This is a genomic window from Rhizobium sp. 01N447_2 (assembly GCF_056399245.1).
The window spans coordinates 1-22,947 of record NZ_JBFTQY010000056.1 but is presented as its reverse complement, the minus strand read 5'-3'; the positions used below and the strand labels follow the sequence as shown (position 1 = coordinate 22,947).

The 22,947-nt window shown below is 61.2% G+C and carries 24 protein-coding genes; 10 read left to right on the top strand and 14 right to left on the bottom strand.

The genetic code is table 11. From position 1 onward, the window contains the following. Positions 1-5: 5 nt before the first annotated feature. The 3 genes from AC1ECN_RS28195 to AC1ECN_RS28185 all read left to right on the top strand — a co-directional run bounded on the left by AC1ECN_RS28195 (position 6) and on the right by AC1ECN_RS28185 (position 2,876). Positions 6-1,616, top strand: coding sequence for a phosphoenolpyruvate carboxykinase (locus AC1ECN_RS28195; protein ID WP_130673316.1), 1,611 nt, complete (start codon positions 6-8; stop codon positions 1,614-1,616). A gap of 206 nt (positions 1,617-1,822) precedes the next feature. After that, on the top strand, positions 1,823-2,263 hold the full coding sequence (gene arfB / locus AC1ECN_RS28190) for an alternative ribosome rescue aminoacyl-tRNA hydrolase ArfB (protein WP_018068898.1): 441 nt from the start codon (positions 1,823-1,825) through the stop codon (positions 2,261-2,263). 1 nt (position 2,264) lies between these two features. Then, on the top strand, positions 2,265-2,876 hold the full coding sequence (locus tag AC1ECN_RS28185) for an alpha-ketoglutarate-dependent dioxygenase AlkB (RefSeq protein WP_130673317.1): 612 nt from the start codon (positions 2,265-2,267) through the stop codon (positions 2,874-2,876). 6 nt (positions 2,877-2,882) lie between these two features. Here the strand turns inward: AC1ECN_RS28185 and coaA are convergent, their stop codons facing one another. The 9 genes from coaA to hisB all read right to left on the bottom strand — a co-directional run bounded on the left by coaA (position 2,883) and on the right by hisB (position 8,390). Then, complete coding sequence (gene coaA / locus AC1ECN_RS28180; RefSeq protein ID WP_130673318.1) at positions 2,883-3,878, bottom strand: type I pantothenate kinase; 996 nt, start codon at positions 3,876-3,878, stop codon at positions 2,883-2,885. Further along, entirely contained in the window at positions 3,875-4,198 is a 324-nt protein-coding gene (locus AC1ECN_RS28175; RefSeq protein WP_017995608.1) for a phosphoribosyl-ATP diphosphatase, read from the bottom strand. The genes coaA and AC1ECN_RS28175 overlap by 4 nt, the downstream gene beginning before the upstream one ends. A 17-nt stretch (positions 4,199-4,215) precedes the next feature. Next, positions 4,216-5,004: an imidazole glycerol phosphate synthase subunit HisF gene (gene hisF / locus AC1ECN_RS28170; RefSeq protein WP_130673319.1), complete on the bottom strand. Its 789-nt coding sequence runs from the start codon at positions 5,002-5,004 to the stop codon at positions 4,216-4,218. Beyond that, positions 5,005-5,751: a 1-(5-phosphoribosyl)-5-[(5-phosphoribosylamino)methylideneamino]imidazole-4-carboxamide isomerase gene (gene hisA / locus AC1ECN_RS28165; RefSeq protein ID WP_024322883.1), complete on the bottom strand. Its 747-nt coding sequence runs from the start codon at positions 5,749-5,751 to the stop codon at positions 5,005-5,007. It abuts the gene before it with no gap. 6 nt (positions 5,752-5,757) lie between these two features. After that, positions 5,758-6,315, bottom strand: coding sequence for a hypothetical protein (locus AC1ECN_RS28160; RefSeq protein ID WP_024322882.1), 558 nt, complete (start codon positions 6,313-6,315; stop codon positions 5,758-5,760). Then, positions 6,312-6,494: a hypothetical protein gene (locus AC1ECN_RS28155; RefSeq protein WP_029768237.1), complete on the bottom strand. Its 183-nt coding sequence runs from the start codon at positions 6,492-6,494 to the stop codon at positions 6,312-6,314. Before AC1ECN_RS28155 ends, AC1ECN_RS28160 begins: the two co-directional genes overlap by 4 nt. 126 nt (positions 6,495-6,620) lie before the next feature. Beyond that, positions 6,621-7,271 carry an imidazole glycerol phosphate synthase subunit HisH gene (hisH, locus tag AC1ECN_RS28150; protein ID WP_018068891.1) on the bottom strand — a complete coding sequence of 217 codons (651 nt, stop codon included), beginning with the start codon at positions 7,269-7,271 and terminating at the stop codon, positions 6,621-6,623. Between the two features lie 2 nt (positions 7,272-7,273). Further along, the gene (locus tag AC1ECN_RS28145; protein WP_075225893.1) at positions 7,274-7,759 is read right to left on the bottom strand and encodes a DUF2628 domain-containing protein; all 486 of its coding nucleotides are present in this window, start codon (positions 7,757-7,759) and stop codon (positions 7,274-7,276) included. A 22-nt stretch (positions 7,760-7,781) separates the two neighbouring features. Continuing rightward, positions 7,782-8,390: an imidazoleglycerol-phosphate dehydratase HisB gene (hisB, locus tag AC1ECN_RS28140; RefSeq protein ID WP_075225899.1), complete on the bottom strand. Its 609-nt coding sequence runs from the start codon at positions 8,388-8,390 to the stop codon at positions 7,782-7,784. 156 nt (positions 8,391-8,546) lie between these two features. On the opposite strand from hisB, the gene hslV reads away from it, so the two are divergent. The 6 genes from hslV to AC1ECN_RS28110 all read left to right on the top strand — a co-directional run bounded on the left by hslV (position 8,547) and on the right by AC1ECN_RS28110 (position 15,731). Next, positions 8,547-9,074, top strand: coding sequence for an ATP-dependent protease subunit HslV (hslV, locus tag AC1ECN_RS28135; protein WP_017962666.1), 528 nt, complete (start codon positions 8,547-8,549; stop codon positions 9,072-9,074). After that, entirely contained in the window at positions 9,061-9,573 is a 513-nt protein-coding gene (locus AC1ECN_RS28130; RefSeq protein ID WP_018068888.1) for a GNAT family N-acetyltransferase, read from the top strand. The genes hslV and AC1ECN_RS28130 overlap by 14 nt, the downstream gene beginning before the upstream one ends. Then, positions 9,570-10,877: an ATP-dependent protease ATPase subunit HslU gene (gene hslU / locus AC1ECN_RS28125; protein ID WP_018068887.1), complete on the top strand. Its 1,308-nt coding sequence runs from the start codon at positions 9,570-9,572 to the stop codon at positions 10,875-10,877. Before AC1ECN_RS28130 ends, hslU begins: the two co-directional genes overlap by 4 nt. Positions 10,878-11,065: 188 nt before the next feature. Next, positions 11,066-12,013, top strand: a complete 948-nt coding sequence (locus AC1ECN_RS28120) for a DUF1402 family protein (protein WP_018068886.1) — start codon at positions 11,066-11,068, stop codon at positions 12,011-12,013. Between the two features lie 48 nt (positions 12,014-12,061). Further along, a complete protein-coding gene (locus tag AC1ECN_RS28115; RefSeq protein ID WP_018068885.1) occupies positions 12,062-13,474 on the top strand; it encodes a cytochrome P450 in 1,413 nt (470 codons plus the stop codon). A gap of 85 nt (positions 13,475-13,559) precedes the next feature. After that, the gene (locus AC1ECN_RS28110; RefSeq protein ID WP_130662542.1) at positions 13,560-15,731 is read left to right on the top strand and encodes a malate synthase G; all 2,172 of its coding nucleotides are present in this window, start codon (positions 13,560-13,562) and stop codon (positions 15,729-15,731) included. A gap of 69 nt (positions 15,732-15,800) precedes the next feature. On the opposite strand, the gene AC1ECN_RS28105 is transcribed toward AC1ECN_RS28110, so the two are convergent. Further along, positions 15,801-16,484, bottom strand: coding sequence for a L,D-transpeptidase (locus tag AC1ECN_RS28105; protein WP_018068883.1), 684 nt, complete (start codon positions 16,482-16,484; stop codon positions 15,801-15,803). Positions 16,485-16,664: 180 nt separating this feature from the next. Between AC1ECN_RS28105 and AC1ECN_RS28100 the strand changes: the two genes are divergently transcribed. Then, positions 16,665-17,159, top strand: a complete 495-nt coding sequence (locus tag AC1ECN_RS28100) for an MmcB family DNA repair protein (protein ID WP_018068882.1) — start codon at positions 16,665-16,667, stop codon at positions 17,157-17,159. Positions 17,160-17,175: 16 nt separating this feature from the next. On the opposite strand, the gene AC1ECN_RS28095 is transcribed toward AC1ECN_RS28100, so the two are convergent. The 4 genes from AC1ECN_RS28095 to lhpI form a co-directional block, all read right to left on the bottom strand. After that, entirely contained in the window at positions 17,176-17,754 is a 579-nt protein-coding gene (locus tag AC1ECN_RS28095) for an ActR/PrrA/RegA family redox response regulator transcription factor (RefSeq protein WP_011649881.1), read from the bottom strand. 67 nt (positions 17,755-17,821) lie between these two features. After that, entirely contained in the window at positions 17,822-19,150 is a 1,329-nt protein-coding gene (locus AC1ECN_RS28090; protein ID WP_024322877.1) for an ActS/PrrB/RegB family redox-sensitive histidine kinase, read from the bottom strand. A gap of 23 nt (positions 19,151-19,173) precedes the next feature. After that, on the bottom strand, positions 19,174-21,639 hold the full coding sequence (gene hrpB / locus AC1ECN_RS28085; protein WP_130662543.1) for an ATP-dependent helicase HrpB: 2,466 nt from the start codon (positions 21,637-21,639) through the stop codon (positions 19,174-19,176). Further along, on the bottom strand, positions 21,636-22,583 hold the full coding sequence (lhpI, locus tag AC1ECN_RS28080; RefSeq protein ID WP_477954798.1) for a bifunctional Delta(1)-pyrroline-2-carboxylate/Delta(1)-piperideine-2-carboxylate reductase: 948 nt from the start codon (positions 22,581-22,583) through the stop codon (positions 21,636-21,638). The genes hrpB and lhpI overlap by 4 nt, the downstream gene beginning before the upstream one ends. Between the last annotated feature and the right edge of the window lie 364 nt (positions 22,584-22,947).

Sequence of the window (22,947 nt, the reverse complement as noted above, 5' to 3'; positions counted from 1 at the left end):
TAGCCATGGAAATGTTCGGAGTTCATAACCCGGCAATAGAGCTGGCAACGGTTGGATTAGGCGGCGCGGCCAGCGTTCGCTACAACTTTTCCGCCGCCGCGCTCTATGAAGAAGCGATCCGCCGGGGTGAAGCCGAACTGACCGCTCAGGGTGCGCTGCGGGCTCTCACCGGCCAGCACACGGGCCGTTCGCCGCGCGACAAGTTCGTCGTTCGCGATATCAATACCGATGGCGAAATCTGGTGGGACAACAACAAGCCGATCTCGCCGGAACATTTCGCCTTGTTGCGCGACGATATGCTGGCGCATGCCGCGGGCAAGGAGCTTTTCGTCCAGGACCTCGTCGGTGGCGCGGAGGAAGGTCATGCCCTGCCGACCCGCGTCGTGACCGAATTCGCCTGGCATTCGCTGTTCATTCGCAATCTGCTGATCCGCCCCGACACCGCAGCGCTGTCAAGCTTCGTGCCGAAGCTGACGATCATCGATCTGCCGAGCTTCAAGGCCGATCCGGCTCGCCACGGCTGCCGTTCGGAAACGGTGATCGCCTGCGATCTCACCAACGGTCTTGTCCTGATCGGCGGCACTTCCTACGCCGGTGAAATGAAGAAATCGGTCTTCACCGTGCTCAACTACCTGCTGCCGGCCAAGGGCGTGATGCCGATGCACTGCTCGGCCAATGTCGGCCCGGGCGGTGACGCGGCTGTTTTCTTCGGCCTTTCCGGCACGGGCAAGACGACGCTTTCGGCCGATCCGGCCCGGACGCTGATCGGCGATGACGAACACGGTTGGAGCGAAAACGGCATCTTCAACTTCGAAGGCGGCTGCTACGCCAAGACCATCCGCCTTTCGGCCGAAGCCGAGCCGGAAATCTATGCGACGACGCAGCGCTTCGGCACCGTGCTCGAAAACGTCGTGCTGAACGAAAGCCGCGAGCCAGATTTCAACGACGGGTCGCTGACCGAGAACACCCGTTGCGCCTATCCGATGGATTTCATCCCGAACGCTTCGGAAACGGGCCGGGCCGGGCATCCGAAGACGATCATCATGCTGACCGCCGATGCCTTTGGCGTCATGCCGCCAATCGCCCGGTTGACGCCTGATCAGGCGATGTATCACTTCCTCTCCGGCTACACCGCCAAGGTGGCCGGCACGGAAAAGGGTGTCGTCGAGCCGGAAGCGACCTTCTCCACCTGCTTCGGCGCGCCCTTCATGCCGCGGCATCCGGCCGAATATGGCAATCTGCTCAAGGAGCTGATCGGCCGTCATGGCGTCCAATGCTGGCTTGTCAATACCGGCTGGACCGGCGGCGCCTACGGCACCGGCAAGCGCATGCCGATCAAGGCGACGCGCGCGCTTCTCGCTGCCGCCCTGACCGGCGAACTCGGACAGGCCGAATTCCGTGCTGACACCAACTTCGGCTTCGCAGTGCCGGTTTCGGTGGATGGCGTCGACGGCAGCATTCTCGATCCGCGCTCGACCTGGACCGACAAGGCAGCCTATGACGCGCAGGCCGAAAAGCTGGTCTCGATGTTCATCGCGAACTTCGCCAAGTTTGAAAATCATGTCGATGGCGGCGTCCGCGATGCCGCCCCCGGCGTGAAGGTTGCCGCCGAATAAGGCGAACAGGCAATTCCAGCAAAACTGCGCAGCGGTTTTGCGTCTGGAATTGCGTGAAAACAAAAAGCGCGAGCGATCCGTACTTCCAAGAAGAATGGAATGCTCCAGTCTCTGACTCACGTGAAACCCGGCATCGCAGGATGCCGGGTTTTTCTTGATGACGGCCGATATTTTCAATTCGCCGCTGATGTGAGATAGAACGCCGCATGGCCAGCGACGCTCTCTATATCGATGACAGGATCACCATCGCGGGATGGGAGCTGACGGAACAGTTCGTTCTGGCGGGCGGCCCCGGCGGGCAGAATGTCAACAAGGTCTCGACCGCCGTCCAACTGTTCTTCAACATCCAGAATTCGCCGTCCCTGAATGATCGTGTCAAAACCAATGCGATCAAGCTCGCCGGCCGGCGTTTGTCGAAGGAAGGCGTGTTGATGATAGAGGCGAGCCGGTTTCGCAGCCAGGACCGCAACCGCGAGGATGCGCGCGAGCGGCTGAAGGAACTGATCCTGGAGGCTGCCAAGCCGCCGCCGCCGCCGCGCAAGAAGACCAAGCCGACCAAGGGTTCGGTCGAACGCCGCCTGAAAGAAAAATCCGGTCGCTCCGAAGTCAAGAAAATGCGCGGCCGCCCCGGCGGTGGCAGTGAATGACATGCCGGAGCTCTTGAACGGCATTCGCCATCTTCCCGGTTATCTCGACCGCGCGCGTCAGGAGGCATTGGTCGAGATTATCCGCACTGTCGTCGCCGAAGCGCCGCTCTATGTGCCCGTCATGCCAGGCACCGGCAAGCCGATGTCGGTGCGCATGACCAATTGCGGGCCGCTCGGCTGGGTGACGGACAAAGAACGCGGCTATCGCTACCAGCCGATGCATCCGGCAACCGGCAGGCCCTGGCCTGATATACCGCAGCAATTGCTCGATATCTGGAATGACGTTTCGGGTTACGACAAGCCGCCGGAAGCCTGCCTCGTCAATTTCTACTCCGACGAAGCGCGCATGGGCTTGCATCAGGACAAGGACGAACAGGATCTCAAAGCCCCGGTCGTCTCGATCTCGCTGGGCAACAGCTGCCTCTTTCGCGTCGGCGGCCTCAGCCGCAATGATCGCACGCTATCTTTCAAGCTTTCGAGCGGTGATCTGGTCGCGCTGGGTGGCGAGGGGAGGCTTTGTTTCCACGGCGTCGACCGTATCCATCCGGCGACGTCAACGCTGCTGAAGAATGGCGGCCGCATCAATCTGACGCTCCGCCGCGTCAATCCTTAGAGCCTGCTATAGTTTTCGCAGTGCGACCTGCTCGATCAGGTGATCCTTGCCCTTTTTCAGGATGAGATCGGCGCGTGGACGCGTCGGCAGAATGTTCTGCCGCAGGTTCTTCAGGTTGATGTTTGCCCAAAGATCCTCGGCGATTTCCAGCGCTTCCGCGTCGCTGATCGAGGCATAGCGATGGAAATAGGAATTCGGGTCACGGAAGGCGGTCTCGCGCAGCCGCATGAAGCGCGTGACATACCAGTTGTGGATCTCCTCTTCGGCGGCATCGATATAGATCGAGAAGTCGAAGAAGTCGGAGACCATCGGCACGATCTTGCCGCCGGCAGGCAGGTCGCGCGATTGCAGCACGTTGATGCCCTCGAAGATCAGGATGTCGGGCCGGTCGACGATCTTGTACTCGTCCGGCAATACGTCGTAGACGAGGTGCGAATAGCAGGGCGCCTTCACGTCCGGCCGCCCGGCCTTGATCGCCGAGAGGAAGCGCAGGATCGCACCCGTGTCGTAGCTTTCCGGAAAGCCCTTGCGCTGCATCAGCTTTTCCCGCTGCAGCACGGCGTTCGGATGCAGGAAGCCGTCGGTGGTGACGAGATCGACCTTCGGACTGGAAGGCCAGCGCCCCAGGAGCTCCTTGAGGATACGGGCGGTGGTCGATTTTCCCACAGCGACCGAGCCGGCGATGCCGATGACGAAGGGCGTCTTCGTCACATCGGACAGGCTGAGGAAGCGATTGCGCTGTTCGAACAGCATCTGCGAGGATTCGACATGTGCCGAGAGCAGCCGCGACAGCGACAGATAGATGCGCCGGACCTCATCGAGATCAATCGGGTCGCCCATCGAACGCAGCCGTTTGACCTCATCGCTCGTCAGCGTCAACGGCGTATCGGCGCGGAATTTCGCCCATTGTTCGGAAGAAAAGAAGTGGTAGGGCGAATAGGATTCCGACTGGAAGTGATCCAACGTTTCCGGCACCCCGATAATCTCAGTCGCGATACTCATGAACTCTGCCGGCTGGCCTTTTCCTTGAGGCCGGACTGCGCGGTTCTGCGCTCGAGCTCGGCCATGACATTCTCTAACGGTATTTCAGCAATCTTCAATACGACCAATAGGTGATAGAGCACATCGGCAGCCTCATAGGTCAGATTGTCGCGGTCGCCGGTCACCGCCGCCATCACGGCTTCGATCGCCTCTTCGCCGAGCTTCTTTGCCGCTTTCGGCTGGCCGGCGGCCACGAGCTTGGCTGTCCAGGATTGCTCCGGCGAGGCTTTCGATCGCTCTTCGACGATGCTTTCGAGATCGGAAAGGGAAAATCCGCTCATATGTCCGCTTTCAAGGTTCAGTCGAGACGCATGTCGATACCGCACTTCGACATATAGTGCTTCGCCTCGCTGACGGAATAGGTGCCAAAGTGGAAGATCGATGCGGCGAGGACGGCATTGGCATGGCCCTCTTTCACCCCGGCGACGAGATCGTCGAGATCGCCGACGCCGCCGGAGGCGATCACCGGCACTCGCACAGCATCGGCGATCGCTCGCGTTAGTTCCAGATCGTAGCCGACCTTGGTGCCGTCACGGTCCATCGAGGTGACCAAGAGCTCGCCGGCGCCGCGCGCCACCATCTTCTGGGCGAATTCGATGGCATCAATGCCGGTCGCGTTGCGGCCGCCATGGGTATAGATTTCCCAGGCGCTGAGATTGTCGCCGCCGACCACCTGGGTGCGCCTGCGCTTGGCATCGATCGACACGACGATGCACTGGTCGCCGAACTTGTCGGCCGCCTCGGCAACGAAGTCGGGATTGCTGACGGCTGCCGAATTGATCGAGACCTTGTCGGCGCCGCACAGCAGCAGTTTGCGGATATCAGCGATGGTACGCACCCCGCCGCCGACCGTCAGCGGCATGAAGCATTGGTCGGCCGTGCGCGACACGACATCGAAGATCGTCTCGCGATTGTCCGAGGAAGCGGTGATGTCGAGGAAGCAGAGTTCATCGGCGCCCGCCGCATCGTAGGCCTTCGCGGCTTCGACGGGATCGCCGGCATCGACGAGATTGAGGAAGTTGACGCCCTTGACGACACGGCCGTCCTTGACGTCGAGGCAGGGGATGACACGGGCCTTGAGGGTCATTTACGCGGTCTCCTTGGCCCGGGCCGCCTTGATGAGCGCCAGCGCTTCCGTGGGATCGATACGGCCGTCGTAAAGCGCACGGCCTGAAATCGCCCCTTCCAATTTCCGCGCATCGGGCTCTAGCATGCGGCGGATATCGTCGAGAGAGGCAAGGCCACCCGAGGCAATGACGGGAATGGAGACGGCGTCGGCAAGTTCCAGCGTCGAGGTCCAATTGATCCCGGCAAGGATGCCGTCACGGTCGATATCGGTGTAGATGATCGCGGCGACGCCGGCGCCCTCGAATTTCCTGGCGAGCTCGATGATACCGAGTTCGGAGGCCTCCGCCCAACCCTCGACGGCCACCTTGCCGCCCTTGGCATCGATACCGACGGCGACATGACCGGGAAATTTCCGGCAGGCCTCGATGACCAGCGCCGGATTTCTGACCGCGACGGTGCCGAGAATGACACGCCGCAGCCCGCGTGACAGCCAGGCCTCGATATGATCGAGCGTGCGAATGCCGCCGCCGAGCTGCACTGGATTGTCAGTTGCCTTCAAGATCGCTTCGACGGCGTCGCCATTGGCCGAATGTCCCGCGAAGGCGCCGTCGAGATCGACCACATGCAGCCATTCGAAACCTTGATCTTCGAAGGATCTCGCCTGGGCGGCCGGATCGGTGTTGTAGACCGTCGCCTGCTGCATGTCGCCGAGCTTCAGGCGGACGCATTGGCCACCTTTCAGATCGATCGCGGGAAAAAGGATCATGTCGTCTTACGTCCGTAGAGTGGTCGCTACCATCAGCGCATTCCACGCATCTACGATATCCGAGCGGAAAAAGACAGCGGCAATGGCAGCCGCGCCGAAAAGCAGAAGGAGGAGCAGGGTGACGGCAAAGCCGGCACGTACCTGACGCCAGAAGCCCAGTCGCCTCTTCATTGTTTTCTCGATGTTTCGCACCTGGCGCAACGCATCGCTGTTGACCGCGGACAGCCGGATCTGCGGCTCCATCGCCTCGACATAGGTTTCGGCATAACTCGAAAGGATCTGCGAGGCGCGGTCGCGCAACGTATTGCGCAGGTCGGTCGAGAGATAATTGCTGTTGACGGCGGCAAGTTCGGCATCATCGGGTGAACGGCCGGCATTTCGCTTGCGGTGGCTGAGAACGAAATCGCGCTTTTGCCGCTCGTAGAGTGCATAGGCGAGCAGGCCGATCAGATCGTCCTCACCTTCGATATAAAATTCCAGCACGGCCTCGGCGATGTCGCCGGCGCTGACCCCGTTTTGCCGCCGGCTCGGACTGTCGTTTGCGGGGAAAGATTCAGGGATCATCGGTCCAGCCTTTCTTTCAGCGCCTTGGCTGCATTGGAAAGCGCCTTCCTGTGGATGGCTTCGTCGACACGGCGGATGATCGTGCCGCCGGGAAGCTTGATGTCAGAAAAGGGAGGCAAGCCTTCCCTGGAGGGCCGCAATGTGTAGAACACCTTGCCTGATTTCCGTGACGCCGGCATCGAGCGCACTCCTGTTCCGCCGTTTCCTTACAGAGAAAATAAGGCGGCTGTATTAAAAGCCAGTCCTTGGAGCAATTCCAGGAAAAGTGCGCAGCGGTTTTGCGTCCTGAATTGCGTGAACAAGCTCTACGGGTTCCAGCGCAGGAAATTGGCGATCAGGGCCAGGCCGAGCTTCTGGCTCTTTTCCGGGTGAAACTGTGCTCCGACCATGTTGGCGCGTCCGACGAAAGCGGTCATCGGACCGCCATAATCGGCCGTCGCGATGACATCCTCGGCGTTTTCGGCGGCAAGATGGTAGGAATGCACGAAATAGGCATGCAGCCCCTGCGACCCCGTCGGAATTCCTTCGAAGAGCGGATGTTCGCGCTTCAGGTCGAGCGTGTTCCAGCCGATCTGCGGGATCTTGAGTGCCGGATCATCCGGCGTCATCTCGACGACGTCACCGGGAATCCAGTTAAAGCCGTGCGTCACGGTCTTCTCGAGGCCGCGCGAGGACATGAGCTGCATGCCGACGCAAATGCCGAGGAACGGCCGCGCTTTCTTCTCGACAGCCTCGATCAGCACCTCGGCCATCCCAGGCACGGCATCGAGGCCGCGCCGGCAATCGGCATAGGCACCAACACCGGGAAGCACGATACGATCGGCCGCGGCAACATCCTCCGCCCTGTCGGTGAGATCGATATGGGCATCGATGCCAGCTTCGCGGGCGGCACGCTCGAAAGCCTTGGTCGCCGAGCGCAGGTTACCGGAGCCATAGTCGATAATCGCGACGCGCATCGTCAGCGTCCTCCATCAAAACCAAAGAGACCAAGCGACGTTGCATGGCCGTGCGGGCTGTTCGGGCGGGCCCTGTTCTGCCAGTCCGGTGCCGCTGCGTCGTCGCTATCCGCGATGACGGCCCTGTCCGAGAAATAGATCTGCTCAGCAATGCCGATCGTATCGGCTGCAATGAGTTCGTCTTCGTTCCAACCCTTGGCGGCAAGGTTGCGGACACGGAAATTCTGGCCCTCGAGACCGACCAGAATATTCACGCCCAATAGGATTGCCGCCCCCGCCGGCCCGAGACCCGGTTCGTCCATCAGCGCGCCACCGATCCCCTGCAGCAGAAAAGCCGCGGCCGCATGCAGCCAAAGCCGATGTGCCAGCAGCCAAAGCCATGGAAACAGGAAGCCGAGCAGCGTGAAGCCGTCGCGGATGGTTCGCGTCTCATCGACCGTGGCGCTCGTGCTGCCGGGCGGTGTCAGGAAGATATAGCTGGATGTCATTGTCGCCGCTCCCTTGAAGGGCTCAGACGAGCGTGCCCTTGGTCGAGGGAACACGGCCCGCCTGTCTCGGATCGATCTCTGTCGCCGTGCGCAGTACGCGGGCAACGGCCTTGAAGCATGTCTCGGCAATATGGTGGTTGTTGGCGCCATAATGGTTGAGAATATGCAAGGTGATGCCGGCATTCTGGGCGAGCGCATGGAAGAATTCACGAACGAGTTCCGTGTCGAAAGTGCCGATCTTCGGCGCACTGAAGGCGACATTCCAGACGAGGAACGGCCGGCCGGAAAGATCGACAGCAGCCTTGGTCATCGTCTCGTCCATGGCGAGATCGATCGACGCGTAGCGGGTGATGCCGCGCCGGTCGCCGAGCGCCTTGGAGATCGCCTGGCCGATGGCGATGCCCGTATCTTCGACCGTATGGTGGTCGTCGATATGCAGGTCGCCCTTGGCATCGATCTCCATGTCGATGAGGGAATGTCGCGAAAGCTGGTCGAGCATGTGGTCGAAGAAGCCGACGCCCGTTGAAATCGTCGATTTGCCGGTGCCGTCGAGATTGACGGAAACGGAAATCGAGGTTTCGTTGGTCTTGCGGGAAACGCTGCCCGTGCGGCTTGCTGCGGTCTCGGCCATATGGCCCTCCATCGGGAATAAGGCCGTTCCTTATCAGGCGCATCGGGAAATATCCAGAAGCCGGGGAAGAGAAAAGCCGGCCCATTTGCAATCGGCGCCAGTCCACTTACATAGGGCTCAACAGGGTCGGCATGCGGCCCGGCAGACAGGTGTTTTATGACAACAATCATTACAGTTCGAAAAGGCGGCAAGGTGGTGATGGCGGGCGATGGCCAGGTGAGCCTCGGCCAGACCGTCATGAAGGGCAACGCCCGTAAGGTACGCCGCATCGGCAAGGGCGAAGTCGTCGCCGGTTTCGCCGGCGCCACCGCCGATGCCTTCACCCTGCTCGAAAGGCTTGAAAAGAAGCTGGAGCAATATCCCGGTCAATTGATGCGTGCCGCCGTCGAGCTCGCCAAGGACTGGCGCACCGACAAATACCTGCGTAATCTCGAAGCCATGATGCTCGTCGCCGACAAGTCGATCACGCTGGCGATCACCGGTAATGGCGACGTTCTGGAACCGGAGCATGGCACGACGGCGATCGGTTCCGGCGGCAATTTTGCCCTCGCGGCCGCCCTCGCACTCATGGATACCGACAAATCGGCCGAAGAGATTGCTCGCCGCGCCCTCGATATCGCCGCCGACATCTGCGTCTACACGAACCACAACGTCGTGGTGGAATCGCTGGATGCCGAAGGCTGAACCCTATGCCTTCCGGCCGCTTTCCGCGGTTGACCTGCCGCTCCTCGCCAAATGGCTGGAAAGCCGGCATGTCAGGCGCTGGTGGAGCGATCCGGCCAAGGCGCTGGCTTCGATGGAAAAGCATATCGATGCGGCCTCCGTCTCGTGCTTCATGGTCACGCTGAATGGAAAGGACTTCGCCTTTATCCAGGCGGCCGATCTCGACGACGAGGACGATGAAGCGCTCGCCGGTCAGCCGAAGGGCACCTACGGCATCGACCAGTTCATCGGCATCGAGGAATTCGCGGGCAAGGGTCATGGACCGGCCTTTATGATAGGGTTCTGCGATATGCTCTTTGCAAAGGGCGCGCAGCGGATCCTGGTCGATCCGCATCCTGACAATGCATTCGCAATCAGAGCCTATACCAAGGCGGGCTTTCAAGGACTTGGCGAAACAACGACGAAATACGGCCGGGCGCTGTTGATGGCCCTGGACCGCCAGGAGAATGATACACAATGACCACTTTTTCCCCCCGCGAGATTGTTTCCGAGCTCGATCGCTACATCATCGGCCAGCATGATGCCAAGCGCGCCGTTGCGATTGCGCTGCGCAATCGCTGGCGCCGCCAGCAGCTCGATCCGAGCCTGCGCGACGAAGTCATGCCGAAGAACATCCTGATGATCGGTCCGACCGGCGTCGGCAAGACGGAAATCTCCCGCCGCCTGGCAAAACTCGCCGGTGCGCCCTTCATCAAGGTSGAAGCCACCAARTTCACCGARGTCGGCTATGTCGGCCGCGATGTCGAGCAGATCATCCGCGATCTGGTCGAGGTTGGCATCGGTCTGGTGCGCGAGAAGAAGCGGGCCGAGGTGCAGGCCAAGGCGCATGTGAGCGCCGAGGAGCGTGTTCTCGATGCGCTGGTCGGCACGACAGCATCGCCTGCCACGCGCGAAAACTTCCGCAAGAAGCTCCGGGACGGCGAGCTCGACGACAAGGAAATCGATATCGAGGTGGCCGATGCCGGTTCCGGCATGGGTGGCTTCGAAATTCCCGGAATGCCGGGCGCCAATATCGGCGTGCTGAACCTGTCGGAAATGTTCGGCAAGGCGATGGGCGGCCGCACCAAGAAGGTCCGCACCACAGTCAAGGCCTCCTATGGCGACTTGATCCTCGACGAATCCGACAAGCTGATCGACAACGAAGTGATCCAGCGCGAAGCCGTTCGCTCCACCGAGAATGACGGTATCGTCTTCCTCGACGAAATCGACAAGATCGCCGCCCGCGACGGTGGCATGGGCGCCGGCGTTTCACGCGAAGGCGTCCAGCGCGACCTCTTGCCGCTCGTCGAAGGCACGACGGTTTCGACCAAATACGGGCCGGTCAAGACGGACCATATCCTGTTCATTGCCTCCGGCGCCTTCCATGTCTCCAAGCCCTCGGATCTTCTGCCGGAATTGCAGGGCCGCCTGCCGATCCGTGTCGAATTGCGTCCGCTGAACAAGGATGATTTCCGCCGGATCCTGACCGAGACGGAAGCGAGCCTCATCCGCCAGTATCGCGCTCTGATGGAGACGGAAAGCCTGAGCCTCGAATTCACCGACGACGCGATCGACGCGCTTGCCGATGTCGCCGTGCACTTGAACTCCTCCGTCGAAAACATCGGCGCACGCCGTCTGCAGACGGTGATGGAGCGAGTGCTCGACGATATTTCCTACAACGCGCCGGATCGGGGCGGGACGGCCGTAACGATCGATGCCGCCTATGTGCGCGAACATGTCGGCGATCTCGCGCAGAATACCGATCTATCGCGCTTCATTCTGTGATATCGGTGCACCGCTTCATGTCTTTCCCGGCATGAATGACGGATTGTAACGAACGCGACTCTCGACAACGGGCCTTTTACTTTCTAGTGAAGTCCCGTTTTGTTTTCTGCTCGGCTTTATTCGGCCAAGATTCTGGTCCAGGCAGCCGCATCACAAACAGGACGATGGAACGGACGGGATAACGGATCGTGCGACGCCTTTTGACAAGCCTTATGATTGCCGTTGCCCTGGTGAATTCGGTGCCTGCCTTCGCAATGCAGACGGTGCCGGCCGGCAATCGTCACGCCGAGCAGCCCGATATTCCGGGGGCTTCCATCAGGCGCACCAAGGGTACCAAGAGCAGCTTCGATCTGAAATACGAAAAGGTTCATGAGCTTCTGGCGACCGACCGCGAGCTGATGAGCAAGATCCGCAAGATCTCCAGCGCCTACGGCATCAATCCCCTCCATGTCGTCGGCGCGATCGTCGGCGAACACACCTATAATGTCGACGCCTATGACCGGCTGCAGGCCTATTATGTCAAGGCTGCCTCCTACGCCGGAGAAAGCTTCCGCTTCGCCTATGACGGCGAAAGCGTCGACGAATTCGTGGCGCGGCCGCAATTTGCCGAATGCAAGGGCAAGACCGATTCCTACACGCTCTGGTCCTGCCGCGAAGATGTCTGGGAAACCGATTTCCGCGGCAAGACGGTGGGCGGCACGAGCTTCCCCAACAACCGTTTCAGCGCAGTCTTCTTCCAGCCCTTCTATGCCGGTCAGACCTTCGGCCTCGGCCAGGTCAATCCGCTGACGGCGCTGATGCTCTCCGATCTCGTGACCCGCGTGTCCGGTTATCCAAAGCTGAACGAAAAGAATGCCGGCGCCGTCTACAGGGCCATCATGGATCCCGATATCTCGCTCGCCTTCGTCGCGGCCTCGATCCGCAGGTCGATCGACGATTATAAGGAGATCGCCGGCATGGATATCTCGGGCAATCCCGGCCTGACGGCGACGCTCTATAATGTCGGCAATTCGCGCCAGCGCGCCGCAGCCCTTGCTGCGAAGAATCGCGGCGCCGGTACGACTGTCTGGCCGGAAGAGAATTATTACGGCTGGCTGATCAACGACAAGCTGGACGAACTTAAGGGCCTGCTCTAGCTTCAAGCTTGCCGGGAAGGCCTAGATCTTCCCCGAAAGGCTTTTACGATGGACATGCGTCCGGACCCCTTCGTTCCGCCAGCACCGCTGCCGCGTACCGTGCCGCCGAGCCGGCTGGAAATCATCCGCATCATCCTGCGCAATCCGCTCGAACTCTGGGGCGAACCGTCCTACACGCTGCCCTGGATCCGCACCAATTTCTTCGGCCAGAGGACGCTGATCGTCAACGATCCCGGCCTGATCAAGCATGTGCTGGTCGACAATGCCAATAATTACCGCATGTCGGATGTGCGCCAGCTCGTCCTGCGTCCAATCCTCCGCGACGGCCTTCTGACCGCCGAAGGTCCCGTTTGGAAAAGATCGCGCAAGGCGGTGGCGCCTGTTTTCACGCCTCGCCATGCCCAAGGCTTCGCCGGGCAGATGCTGCGCCAGTCCGAAGACTATGCCCGTAAATATGAGAGCGCAGACGAGGCAGGCGCAATTTTCGATATCAGCACCGATATGACCGAGCTGACCTTCGCGATTCTGGCTGACACATTATTTTCAGGTGAAATCGTCACCTCGAGCGGCCATTTCGCTGACGATGTCAATGAACTCCTGCATCGCATGGGCCGCGTCGATCCGATGGATCTGATGCGCGCTCCGTCGTGGGTTCCACGTGTGACACGCATCGGCGGTCAGAAAGTGCTGGAGAAATTCCGCGCCATCGTGCGCAACACGATGGATATGCGGCTTGCAAAGATGAAGGCGAATCGCAGCAGCGCGCCAGAAGATTTCCTGACCCTGCTCCTGGAACAGGCCGGCCCTGAAGGGCTGACCAAGGAAGAAATCGAAGACAATATTCTGACCTTCATCGGTGCGGGGCATGAGACCACAGCCCGGGCATTGGCCTGGACGCTGTATTGCGTATCGAACAGCCCGCATATCCGCGAGGCGATGGAAGAAGAAATCGACGCGGTGCTCGCCACTGGGGCCGAACCTGTGGAATGGCTGGATATGATGCCGCAGACGCGCGCCGCCTTCGAGGAGGCTTTGCGCCTCTATCCGCCGGCGCCATCCATCAATCGCGCCGCCATATCGGATGATTCCTGGACAAGCCCCAAGGGCGAGCGGGTCGAGATCGAGGCCGATGTCACGGTGCTCATCATGCCCTGGACGTTGCATCGCCACGAACTTCACTGGGACAGGCCGCGGGCCTATATGCCCGAACGCTTCCTGCCGGAAAATCGCGGCTCCATCGGCCGCTTCCAGTTCCTGCCTTTCGGCGCCGGCCCGCGTGTCTGCATCGGCGCAACCTTTGCGCTTCAGGAGGCGGTGATCGCCCTTGCTGTCCTGATGCATCGTTATCGCTTCGATTCCACCGATCAGACCAATCCCTGGCCGGTGCAGAAGCTGACGACGCAGCCGCAGAACGGGCTGCCGATGCGCGTGACGCCGCGTATAATTTCCACGAAAGCATAAATCTTTCGAATTATTGCGGAATTGACTGTGAATGAAAGCCGGGCAAAGTGGCAGCATTCAAAGTCGTTGCCAGGGAGAATGCCGCATGAGCCGCGTTGATAAGAACGGTCTTGCCATCGAAACCGTCCTTCATGATTTCCTCGTCAAGGAGGTACTGCCGGGTCTGGCGGTCGATGCGGACAAGTTCTTTGCCGATTTTTCGGCTGTAGTCCACGATCTCGCCCCGAAAAATCGTGCATTGCTGGCAAAACGCGACGACCTGCAGATAAAGATCGACGACTGGTATCGCAGGCATGGCACCCCGGCGGATATGGACGAATACCAGTCCTTCCTCCGCGAAATCGGCTATCTCCTGCCTGAGGGATCGGACTTCCAGGTTTCGACCGAAAATGCCGATCCGGAAATCGCCTCGATCGCCGGCCCGCAGCTCGTCGTTCCCGTCATGAACGCCCGTTACGCCTTGAACGCCGCCAATGCCCGCTGGGGCTCGCTCTATGATGCGCTCTACGGTACGGACGCCATTCCCGAGAGCGACGGCGCCGAGAAGGGTAAGGGCTACAATCCGAAGCGCGGCGAGAAGGTCATCGCTTGGGTGCGCGATTTCCTCGATGCRTCAGCGCCGCTGCAGGACTGCCGCTGGAAGGACGTCGGAAGCTTTGCCGTCAAGGATGGAGCGCTGGTCGTCAGATCGATCGATGGCGAGCAGGCAAAGCTGACGGACGGCGGCCATTTTGCCGGCTACCGCGGAGATCCGACCGCTCCAACGCATATTCTCCTGAAGAACAACGGCATTCACATCGAAATCGTCATCGATGCGGCGACGACGATCGGGAAAGCCGATCCGGCTCATATTTCCGATGTCTGGCTGGAATCGGCAATCACGACAATCATGGACTGCGAGGATTCGATTGCCGCAGTCGATGCCGAAGACAAGGTCGTCGTCTATCGCAACTGGCTCGGTCTGATGAAAGGCGATCTACAGGAAGAAGTGGCAAAGGGCGGAGCGAGCTTCATCCGCAAGCTCAATCCGGATCTGCAATATGCCGGTCCGGACGGCACCTCCTTCGAGGTGCATCGCCGCTCGCTGATGCTGGTGCGCAATGTCGGCCACCTCATGACCAATCCGGCGATCCTCGACCGCGACGGCAACGAAGTACCTGAAGGCATCATGGATGCTGTGATCACCGGCCTGATCGCGCTTTACGATATAGGTCCGGCCGGCCGGAAGAAGAATTCCCGCACCGGCTCCATGTATGTGGTCAAGCCGAAGATGCATGGGCCCGAAGAGGTCGCCTTCGCCGTCGAAATCTTCTCGCGGGTCGAAGATGCGCTTGGCCTGCCGCGCAATGCCATCATGATGGGCATCATGGACGAGGAGCGCCGCACGACCGTCAACCTCAAGGAATGCATCCGTGCCGCCCGCGAGCGCGTCGTTTTCATCAATACCGGATTCCTCGATCGTACCGGCGATGAGATCCATACCTCGATGGAAGCCGGCCCGATGATTCGCAAGGGCGACATGCGCCAAGCGGCGTGGATTTCCGCCTATGAGAACTGGAACGTCGACATCGGCCTCGAATGTGGCCTTTCCGGCCACGCCCAGATCGGCAAGGGCATGTGGGCGATGCCGGATCTGATGGCGGCGATGCTCGAACAGAAGATCGCCCATCCGAAAGCCGGCGCCAACACCGCCTGGGTGCCGTCGCCGACGGCCGCGACCCTGCATGCCACCCATTATCACCGGGTCAATGTCGCCCGTGTTCAGCAGGGGCTGAAGGATCGCGCCCGCGCCAAACTGTCCGACATTCTCTCCGTGCCGGTCGCAGTGCGGCCGAACTGGACGCCGGAGGAAATCCAGCGCGAGCTCGATAACAATGCCCAGGGCATTCTCGGCTATGTCGTGCGCTGGGTCGATCAGGGCGTCGGCTGCTCGAAGGTGCCCGACATCAACAATGTCGGTCTGATGGAAGATCGCGCTACATTACGCATTTCGGCCCAGCATATGGCGAACTGGCTGCACCACAAGGTTGTCACCGAAGCTCAGATCGTCGAGACGATGAAGCGCATGGCCGCCGTCGTCGACCAGCAGAATGCGTCAGACCCCGCCTACCGGCCGATGGCCGGCAACTTTGACGATTCGATCGCCTTCCGGGCTGCCCTCGATCTCGTATTGAAGGGTAGGGAACAGCCGAACGGTTATACCGAGCCGGTGCTTCACCGCCGCCGCCTCGAGCTCAAGGCGAAGCAGACTGCCTAACGGAGAATACGAAAAGGCCGCCGGAACGATAGTTCGGCGGCCTTTTTTATACCGAATTCGATAATTAGCTTACTGAATGACGACGACCTTGGACGTGCCCTTGCCGGGACGAACGCGGCCGTAGAGATCGATGACATCCTGGTTCATCAGGCGAATGCAGCCCGAGGAAGCGGCGGTGCCGATCGAGGCCCATTCCGGCGTACCGTGCAGGCGGAAGAGCGTGTCCTTGCCGTCCTCGTTGAAGAGATACATGGCGCGTGCGCCGAGAGGATTGGTGAGGCCCGGGCCCATGCCGTCTTCGACGTACTTGGCGAGATCGGGCCGGCGGACGGCCATTTCCTTTGGCGGGTGCCAGTTCGGCCATTCCTGCTTCCAGGCGACGTAGGCGGTGCCGGCCCATGCGAAGCCCTGCTTGCCGACGCCGATGCCGTAGCGCATCGCCTTGCCGTTGGCCAGGATGTAATAGAGGAAGCGCTCGCGCGTGTTGACGATGATCGTACCGGGACGCTCGGTGGTCTGGTAGCTGACGACCTGGCGGCGGAACTGCGGCTTGACCCTATCGATCGGGATAGCCGGCAGGGAGTATCCGGCATCCTTCGTCACGCCGTAGGCGTCGTTGAAGATCTGTGCTGTCTGTACCGTCGGGCCTGCGCCCTTGTCGTCGACGGATGCGCTGTCCGATGTCGTGGAGCAACCGGCCAGAGCGAGCGTCGCCAGCAGGCCAAATACAGGGAATGCATTGCAGATGCGCATGGATGACTCTTGAAGTTTTGGGGCAAGGGAGAATGGTCTTTCGACCATCGTTGATTATGGTTTATTTTCGATTAACTTGCGCTTTGCAAGGCTGCTGCAGCGCGACAAATCCGTCTGCCGCGCAAATTAGAAGCGCATGGTTTTTTTGCAACAACGCGCCAGCCCCTCTGATGGTTATCCATGACGATTTTGAGCGTTTACAATAACAATCCGTTAATCGATGGCCGGCAATCGGACAGGGCCATGATGGTGCGGCGCGGAACGCAGATATTGCTGCATGAAATGCGTCACGCCGTGCTGCCCGAACTGCCGCTGGCCAGCGGTCGCCGCGCCGATCTGATCACTCTTTCGGAAAAGGGCGAGGTCTGGATCATCGAAATCAAGACGTCGATCGAAGATTTCAGGGTGGATCGCAAATGGCCGGAATACAGGCTGCATTGCGACCGCCTGTTCTTTGCGACTCACAAGGATGTGCCGCTGGAGATTTTTCCCGAGGAATGCGGGCTTTTCCTGTCGGATGGTTATGGCGCGCATATGATTCGCGAGGCGCCGGAGCACCGCATGGCGCCCGCCACGCGCAAGTCGGTCACACTTAATTTCTCGCGCGCCGCCGCACAAAGGCTGCTGATGGCCGAATGGGCGAACGGAAAACCGTTCAACGTGGATGATGTCTGATGCCGCGCTGTGCTGTCTATTTCGGCGCGCGTTTGGCAAGGATACGCTGCAGCGTCCGCCGGTGCATGTTGAGCCGGCGGGCCGTTTCGGAAACATTGCGCTCGCACATTTCATAGACCCGCTGGATATGCTCCCAGCGCACCCGGTCGGCCGACATCGGATTTTCGGGAAGCTCGGCCTTTTCGCCCGGCCGTTGCGTCAGCGCCGAAAACACGTCGTCGGCATCCGCAGGCTTTGCGAGGTAGTCGACAGCGCCGAGCTTCACGGCCGTCACCGCCGTTGCGATATTGCCATAGCCGGTCAGCACGATGATCCTGGTGTCGTCGCGTCGCTGGCGGATCGCCTCGATGACGTCGAGCCCATTGCCGTCGCCGAGCCGCAGATCGACCACCGCATATTTCGGCGGCCGGCCTCTCGACTTCGCAACGCCTTCCGCCACCGATTCGGCCGTCTCCACCTGGAAGCCGCGCGTCTCCATCGCCCGTGCCAGGCGGCGCAGGAACGGCCCGTCGTCGTCGACGATCAGCAGGCTGGCGTCGGGACCGATATGATCCTCATCCGACGCGGCGAAATTGTCATGATTCTGTTCTGTCATCGTCTCGGTCCCGGCGGTTGAGCGCCCGATCTGCGTTAACCGCTATATCCTGTTTATGCCGACAAAGTCATTTTGTCGAATTTGCGTCGATCAGCATGCGCGGCCATTCGATTCGGATACGCGCGCCCGCACTTTCCGGATCGCGGTTCTCGAAAACCAGCGACGCCCCCGAGCGCTCCAGCAGGGTTTTGGCGATGAAAAGCCCGAGCCCGAGGCCACCGGCCGTATCCTCCTTCTGCCGCTTGGTCACATAGGGTTCGCCGATCCGCGTCAGAATATCGGGCGCATAACCGTTGCCGTCGTCCTCGATAACGATCAGCACTTTGTCGTGATCGTGCTCGACAGTGACGGTCACTTTCTCCCGCGCGTAATCGACGGCGTTTTCGATCAGGTTGCCGAGCCCGTACATGATGCCGGCATTGCGGTCGGTGACCGGTTCGCCCTTGCGCGGGCTCTTTTCGATGAGCTCGAGAGCGATACCGAATTCCCGGTGCGGGGCGACGATCTCCTCGATCATCGACGAAAGCGGCAGGCGGCGCATATGCGCCTCGCCCTCCGAGGAAAGCGTCGTCAGCCGCCGCAAGATGTCACGGCAGCGTTCGCTCTGGCTGCGCAGCAGCATCACGTCCTCGCGGAAACGATCGTCGTTCTTGAGTTCCCGCTCCATTTCCTTGGCGACGACGCTGATCGTCGCAAGCGGCGTGCCGAGCTCATGGGCGGCTGCGGCTGCCAGCCCATCGAGTTGCGACAGATGTTTTTCCCGCTGCAGCACCAGTTCGGTCGCAGCCAGCGCATCGGCAAGCTGGCTCGCTTCCATCGAGACTCGATAGGCATAGAAGGCGGCGAATGCCATCGTCGAGGCGATCGAGCACCAGACACCGAACTGCATCACGTTGTGCACGTTGATTTCGACCCCGTCGAACCAGGGCAGCGGGAAGGGCGAAAAGGCAAGCACCGTGATGCAGACCATCGCAAAGCCGATCAGCGCGGTGCTGTAACGGATCGGCTGCGAGGCAAAGGAGATGATGACGGGCACGCAGACGAGCGCCGCGAAAGGATTGGCAAGGCCGCCGGTGATGAACAGCAGCGCGCAGAGCTGCAAAAGGTCGAAGCCGAGCAGCGCAAAGGCGGCTGGCGGTTCCAGCCGATGCGTCGGTGGATAGCGGATCGTCAGGTAAAAATTCACCCAGGCAAGGGCGGCGATCAGCGAAGAGCTGGCAATCAGCGGCAAAGGAAATTTCAGCCAGAAGGCAACGATGAACACCGTCAGCGCCTGTCCGCCGACGGCAAGCCAGCGCAGCCGCACCAATGTCTGCAGGCGCAGCCTGCGGCTGTTGTGCCGGTCCTCCAGCGTATAGCCTTCCGTGTTGTCGATCATGCCAGGCTTGTCGATCATGCCGAGGGCTCCTTGAACGGCCCTCATGTACCACGCGGTTTTGCCCGTGTCGTCGGCAACGCATCCTCCGGCCGCTCCGGCCAGGGATGCCGGGGATAGCGCCCGCGCATATCAGCACGCACATCCCTCCACGAGCCGGCCCAGAAGCCCGGCAGGTCGCGCGTCGTCTGGATCGGCCGGTGCGCCGGCGAGGTGAGCTCGAGCAGCAGTGGCAGGCGGCCACCGGCAATGGCTGGATGCTGCTTCAGTCCAAACAGCTCCTGCACGCGGATCGTCAGCACCGGCTCCTCGCCCTCATATTGGATCGGATGCCTTTGGCCGGTCGGCGCTTCGAAATGGGTTGGCGCAAGCCGGCTAAGGTCGCGCTGCAATTCGTGCGGCACCAGCGATATCAGCCCGTTCGAAAGCCCGGCTGTGGAAATCTCGGAAAGGCCGCGGGCGTCGGTCTGAAAGGGGCCGAACCACTCGTCCAGCCGGGAAAGCAGGGCGCTGTCGCTGACGTCAGGCCAGGGCTCGCCGATCATCCGGTGAAGGAATCCGATCCGCTCGCGAAGCTGCATGGCCTCCTTCGAGAAGGCAAGCTGATCGAGCCCCAGCTCGCGCACCCCCTCCACCAGTGCCTGGCTGACTGCTGGCCCGGAAGGTCGCGGCAAGGGTGTCTCTTCGAAGACGATCGCGCCGAGCCGGGTTGCCCGCCGCGCCCTCACTTGCCGGCTCTGCCGGTCGAAGAATATCTGGTCGCCGGTTTTGATCTCGCCGGGAAGCTCGGCTTCGACGTCGCCACGCGTCACCTCAGCTGCCGCCAGAACCCGCGCCTGCGCCGCCCGTCCAGTCAGGTCGGCAATCACCAGCATCTGGCTGCCGGCCAGCCTCTCGGTTTCCGGCAGCTCCGCTCCGCGCCCGTTCGCCATTACGAATCGGCCGCGGCCGCCGCGCTGAAGTGCGATTCGATCCGGAAATGCGTGCAGCAGCAGCTGGCCCGCAAGTGCCGGCGCCGTTGCGGTAACGCTGTCGAGGCCGCTCGCCAGCCGTCCTCCCAGTCGCCGTGAAGCCTCCGCTCTCTCGCCGCGCTCGGCCTTGAAACGCCGCAACCGCTCCTCGATATCGATGCTCGGTCCGCCAAGCCCCTGTTCGGTGAGAAGCACGGCGACCAACGCCGCATCCCGGGCATGCCCCGATTCGCCTGCGGAGACGACCATGGCGGCAAGCCGCGGCGGCAAAGCGAGATCGCGCATCACCTTGCCGCGCGCCGTCAGCGCCCCGTCCTTGTCGAGTGCGCCGAGCTGGCCAAGCAGCACCCGCGCCTCCCTCAGCGTCGTTTCCGGCGGTTGATCGACGAAGGCAAGGGATGCCGGATCCTGAACGCCCCAATGCGCGAGATCGAGCACCAGCCCTGAGAGATCGCTGGAAAGGATCTGCGGTGGTGTGAAGGCCGGCAGTGCCGCCGTCTGTCCCTGGTGCCATAGCCTTATGGCGATACCAGGTTCCGTTCGTCCGGCACGGCCGGCCCGCTGATCGGCGGAAGCCCGCGATACGCGCACTGTCTCCAGCCGCGTGATCCCCGTCGACGCCTCGAACACCGGCAGGCGTTGCAGGCCGCTGTCGATCACGATCCTGACGCCGTCGATGGTGATCGATGTTTCGGCGATCGACGTCGCAAGCACAATTTTTCGCGTCCCCTGGGATGCCGGTCGGATCGCCGCATCCTGCTCCTTCTGGCTGAGATTGCCGTAGAGCGGCGCAATCAGCGTCTCGGCCCCGAATCGTCCCTGCAGACGTTCCACGGTCCGCGTGATTTCTGCCTGGCCAGGCAGGAAAGCGAGGATCGAGCCCGCCTCATTGGCATGGGCATCGAGTATAGCCCGCGTGACAACATCCTCGATGCGTTCGCCGCCCGGCCGGTCCTGGTAACGGATATCGATCGGAAAGCTGCGCCCCAGGCTTTCGATGACCGGTGGGTGGTCGAGCAGGGCGGCCACACGTTCGACGTCGAGGGTCGCTGACATGACCAGGATACGCAGGTCCTCGCGCAGCGCCGACTGGACGTCGAGCGCCAAAGCGAGTCCGAAGTCTGCGTCCAGCGAACGCTCATGGAATTCGTCGAAGATCACCGTCGAGACACCGGTCAGTTCCGGATCGTCGAGGATCATCCGGGCAAAAACCCCTTCGGTCACCACCTCGATCCGTGTCGCTCTCGATATCCTGTTGTCAAGGCGCATGCGGTAGCCGACCGTCCCGCCGACCTGTTCGCCGATCAGCGATGCCATCCGGCTTGCTGCCGCCCGCGCCGCCAGCCGCCGCGGCTCCAGCAGGATGATCTTGCCGTCACCGCGCCAGCCCTGGCCAAGTAGGTAAAGTGGTACCAGCGTCGTCTTGCCGGCGCCGGGCGGTGCGGAAAGAACGGCGCGTCGCTGCTCGGCCAACGCGGCACCGACGGCCGGCAGGACATGTGAAACCGGAAGATCCGGCAAGGATGCACTGATTGTCACTTTCGGCCCGTCACTGTCTCGTAGGCAAGAATCGCCCCGGCGAGATCCTCCAAAGCCGCCCCGACCGACTTGAACAGCGTGATCTCAGCGTCATGGCTTCGTCCGCCATGGGCGCCGCTGACGAGTTCCGCGAGCTCAGCCCTGATGTCGCCTTGATTCAGCACGCCGCTTTTCAGCGGCTGAACGATATCGCCCGCCTCGCTGATGGCACCGGCGCGGGTATCGACAAAGACCGAAGCACGGCGGATGGCCTCGTCGTCGCTTTCACGCATGCTCGGCTTGAAGGCGCCGACGAGATCGAGATGGGCGCCGGGCTTCAGCCATTCGCCTGATATCAGCGGCTCGCTGGAAAGCGTGGCGCAGGAAATGATATCGGCTGTCCGCACTGCGGCTTCAGCATCTGCGACCGCCTCGGCATTGAGGCCGAGCGCCCGGGCTTCGGCTGCGATCTTTTCCGCCGCTTGGCCGTTGCGGCCCCAGACCCGGTACCTCTTGATCAGCCGGGTCGTGCCGTGGGCAAGCATCAGGTTGAGCGACAGCCGCCCGGTTCCGCAGACGAGCAACTCTTCCGCATCAGCGCGGGCGAGATGACGGGCCGCCAGCGCCGATGCCGCCGCCGTCCGCCGCGCGGTCAACTCGCCGCCGTCGATTGCGGCAAGCATTTCCCCGGTGGCGCCGGAGGAAAGAAGATAGGTTCCAAAGATTGCCGGCAGGCCCCGCCGCACATTGCCTGGAAAGACCGAGACCGTCTTCACCCCGGCATAGCGTCCGGGAACCCAGGCCGGCATCAGGAGCAGTGTGGAGCTCTCCTCACCCGKCACCTCCATTTCATGGTGATGGCGCACCGGCATCACGCATTCGCTCTGGAACATGCGAGCGATCGCCTCGATCAGTTCCGGCCAAGGCAGGGCCGCGCGCGTCTGTTCTTCATCGAGGATAAGCATTCTTCGCTCCGCCGCATCGTTCTTCATCGCCAAACTAGCGAGTGAGGCGTGGCATAGGCAAGCACCCTGGAATTCCGCGCCAAGCTCCCCATATATGTCTTGTGTCCCTCGCCGAAGCCGTTCTTCGGGATTCGGCGAAAACGAATCTCAAAAACCACCCATTCGGGCGGTGAATTTCTTCATTCCTGGAGATGAGCGCCAAAAGTCCTTCATTTTCAACCTGTTACAAAAATGTCAAAAAACTTTGGTTGGGTGTGTTGACGGATGAGATTGGTTAGTTCTATAAGCCCACTCACTGAACGAGGGCGGCGGCGCTGCTGGCGACGAAGTCTTTCGTTCTAAAGAAACTCAAGCGGATTGGCGA

Excerpts from the sequence above, each read along its gene's own strand:
- AC1ECN_RS28195 (WP_130673316.1), top strand. The coding sequence starts at position 6 with ATGGAAATGTTCGGAGTTCATAACCCGGCAATAGAGCTGGCAACGGTT.
- arfB (WP_018068898.1), top strand. The coding sequence starts at position 1,823 with ATGGCCAGCGACGCTCTCTATATCGATGACAGGATCACCATCGCGGGA.
- AC1ECN_RS28185 (WP_130673317.1), top strand. The coding sequence starts at position 2,265 with ATGCCGGAGCTCTTGAACGGCATTCGCCATCTTCCCGGTTATCTCGAC.
- coaA (WP_130673318.1), bottom strand. The coding sequence starts at position 3,878 with ATGAGTATCGCGACTGAGATTATCGGGGTGCCGGAAACGTTGGATCAC.
- AC1ECN_RS28175 (WP_017995608.1), bottom strand. The coding sequence starts at position 4,198 with ATGAGCGGATTTTCCCTTTCCGATCTCGAAAGCATCGTCGAAGAGCGA.
- hisF (WP_130673319.1), bottom strand. The coding sequence starts at position 5,004 with ATGACCCTCAAGGCCCGTGTCATCCCCTGCCTCGACGTCAAGGACGGC.
- hisA (WP_024322883.1), bottom strand. The coding sequence starts at position 5,751 with ATGATCCTTTTTCCCGCGATCGATCTGAAAGGTGGCCAATGCGTCCGC.
- AC1ECN_RS28160 (WP_024322882.1), bottom strand. The coding sequence starts at position 6,315 with ATGATCCCTGAATCTTTCCCCGCAAACGACAGTCCGAGCCGGCGGCAA.
- AC1ECN_RS28155 (WP_029768237.1), bottom strand. The coding sequence starts at position 6,494 with ATGCCGGCGTCACGGAAATCAGGCAAGGTGTTCTACACATTGCGGCCC.
- hisH (WP_018068891.1), bottom strand. The coding sequence starts at position 7,271 with ATGCGCGTCGCGATTATCGACTATGGCTCCGGTAACCTGCGCTCGGCG.
- AC1ECN_RS28145 (WP_075225893.1), bottom strand. The coding sequence starts at position 7,759 with ATGACATCCAGCTATATCTTCCTGACACCGCCCGGCAGCACGAGCGCC.
- hisB (WP_075225899.1), bottom strand. The coding sequence starts at position 8,390 with ATGGCCGAGACCGCAGCAAGCCGCACGGGCAGCGTTTCCCGCAAGACC.
- hslV (WP_017962666.1), top strand. The coding sequence starts at position 8,547 with ATGACAACAATCATTACAGTTCGAAAAGGCGGCAAGGTGGTGATGGCG.
- AC1ECN_RS28130 (WP_018068888.1), top strand. The coding sequence starts at position 9,061 with ATGCCGAAGGCTGAACCCTATGCCTTCCGGCCGCTTTCCGCGGTTGAC.
- AC1ECN_RS28115 (WP_018068885.1), top strand. The coding sequence starts at position 12,062 with ATGGACATGCGTCCGGACCCCTTCGTTCCGCCAGCACCGCTGCCGCGT.
- AC1ECN_RS28105 (WP_018068883.1), bottom strand. The coding sequence starts at position 16,484 with ATGCGCATCTGCAATGCATTCCCTGTATTTGGCCTGCTGGCGACGCTC.
- AC1ECN_RS28100 (WP_018068882.1), top strand. The coding sequence starts at position 16,665 with ATGACGATTTTGAGCGTTTACAATAACAATCCGTTAATCGATGGCCGG.
- AC1ECN_RS28095 (WP_011649881.1), bottom strand. The coding sequence starts at position 17,754 with ATGACAGAACAGAATCATGACAATTTCGCCGCGTCGGATGAGGATCAT.
- AC1ECN_RS28090 (WP_024322877.1), bottom strand. The coding sequence starts at position 19,150 with ATGATCGACAAGCCTGGCATGATCGACAACACGGAAGGCTATACGCTG.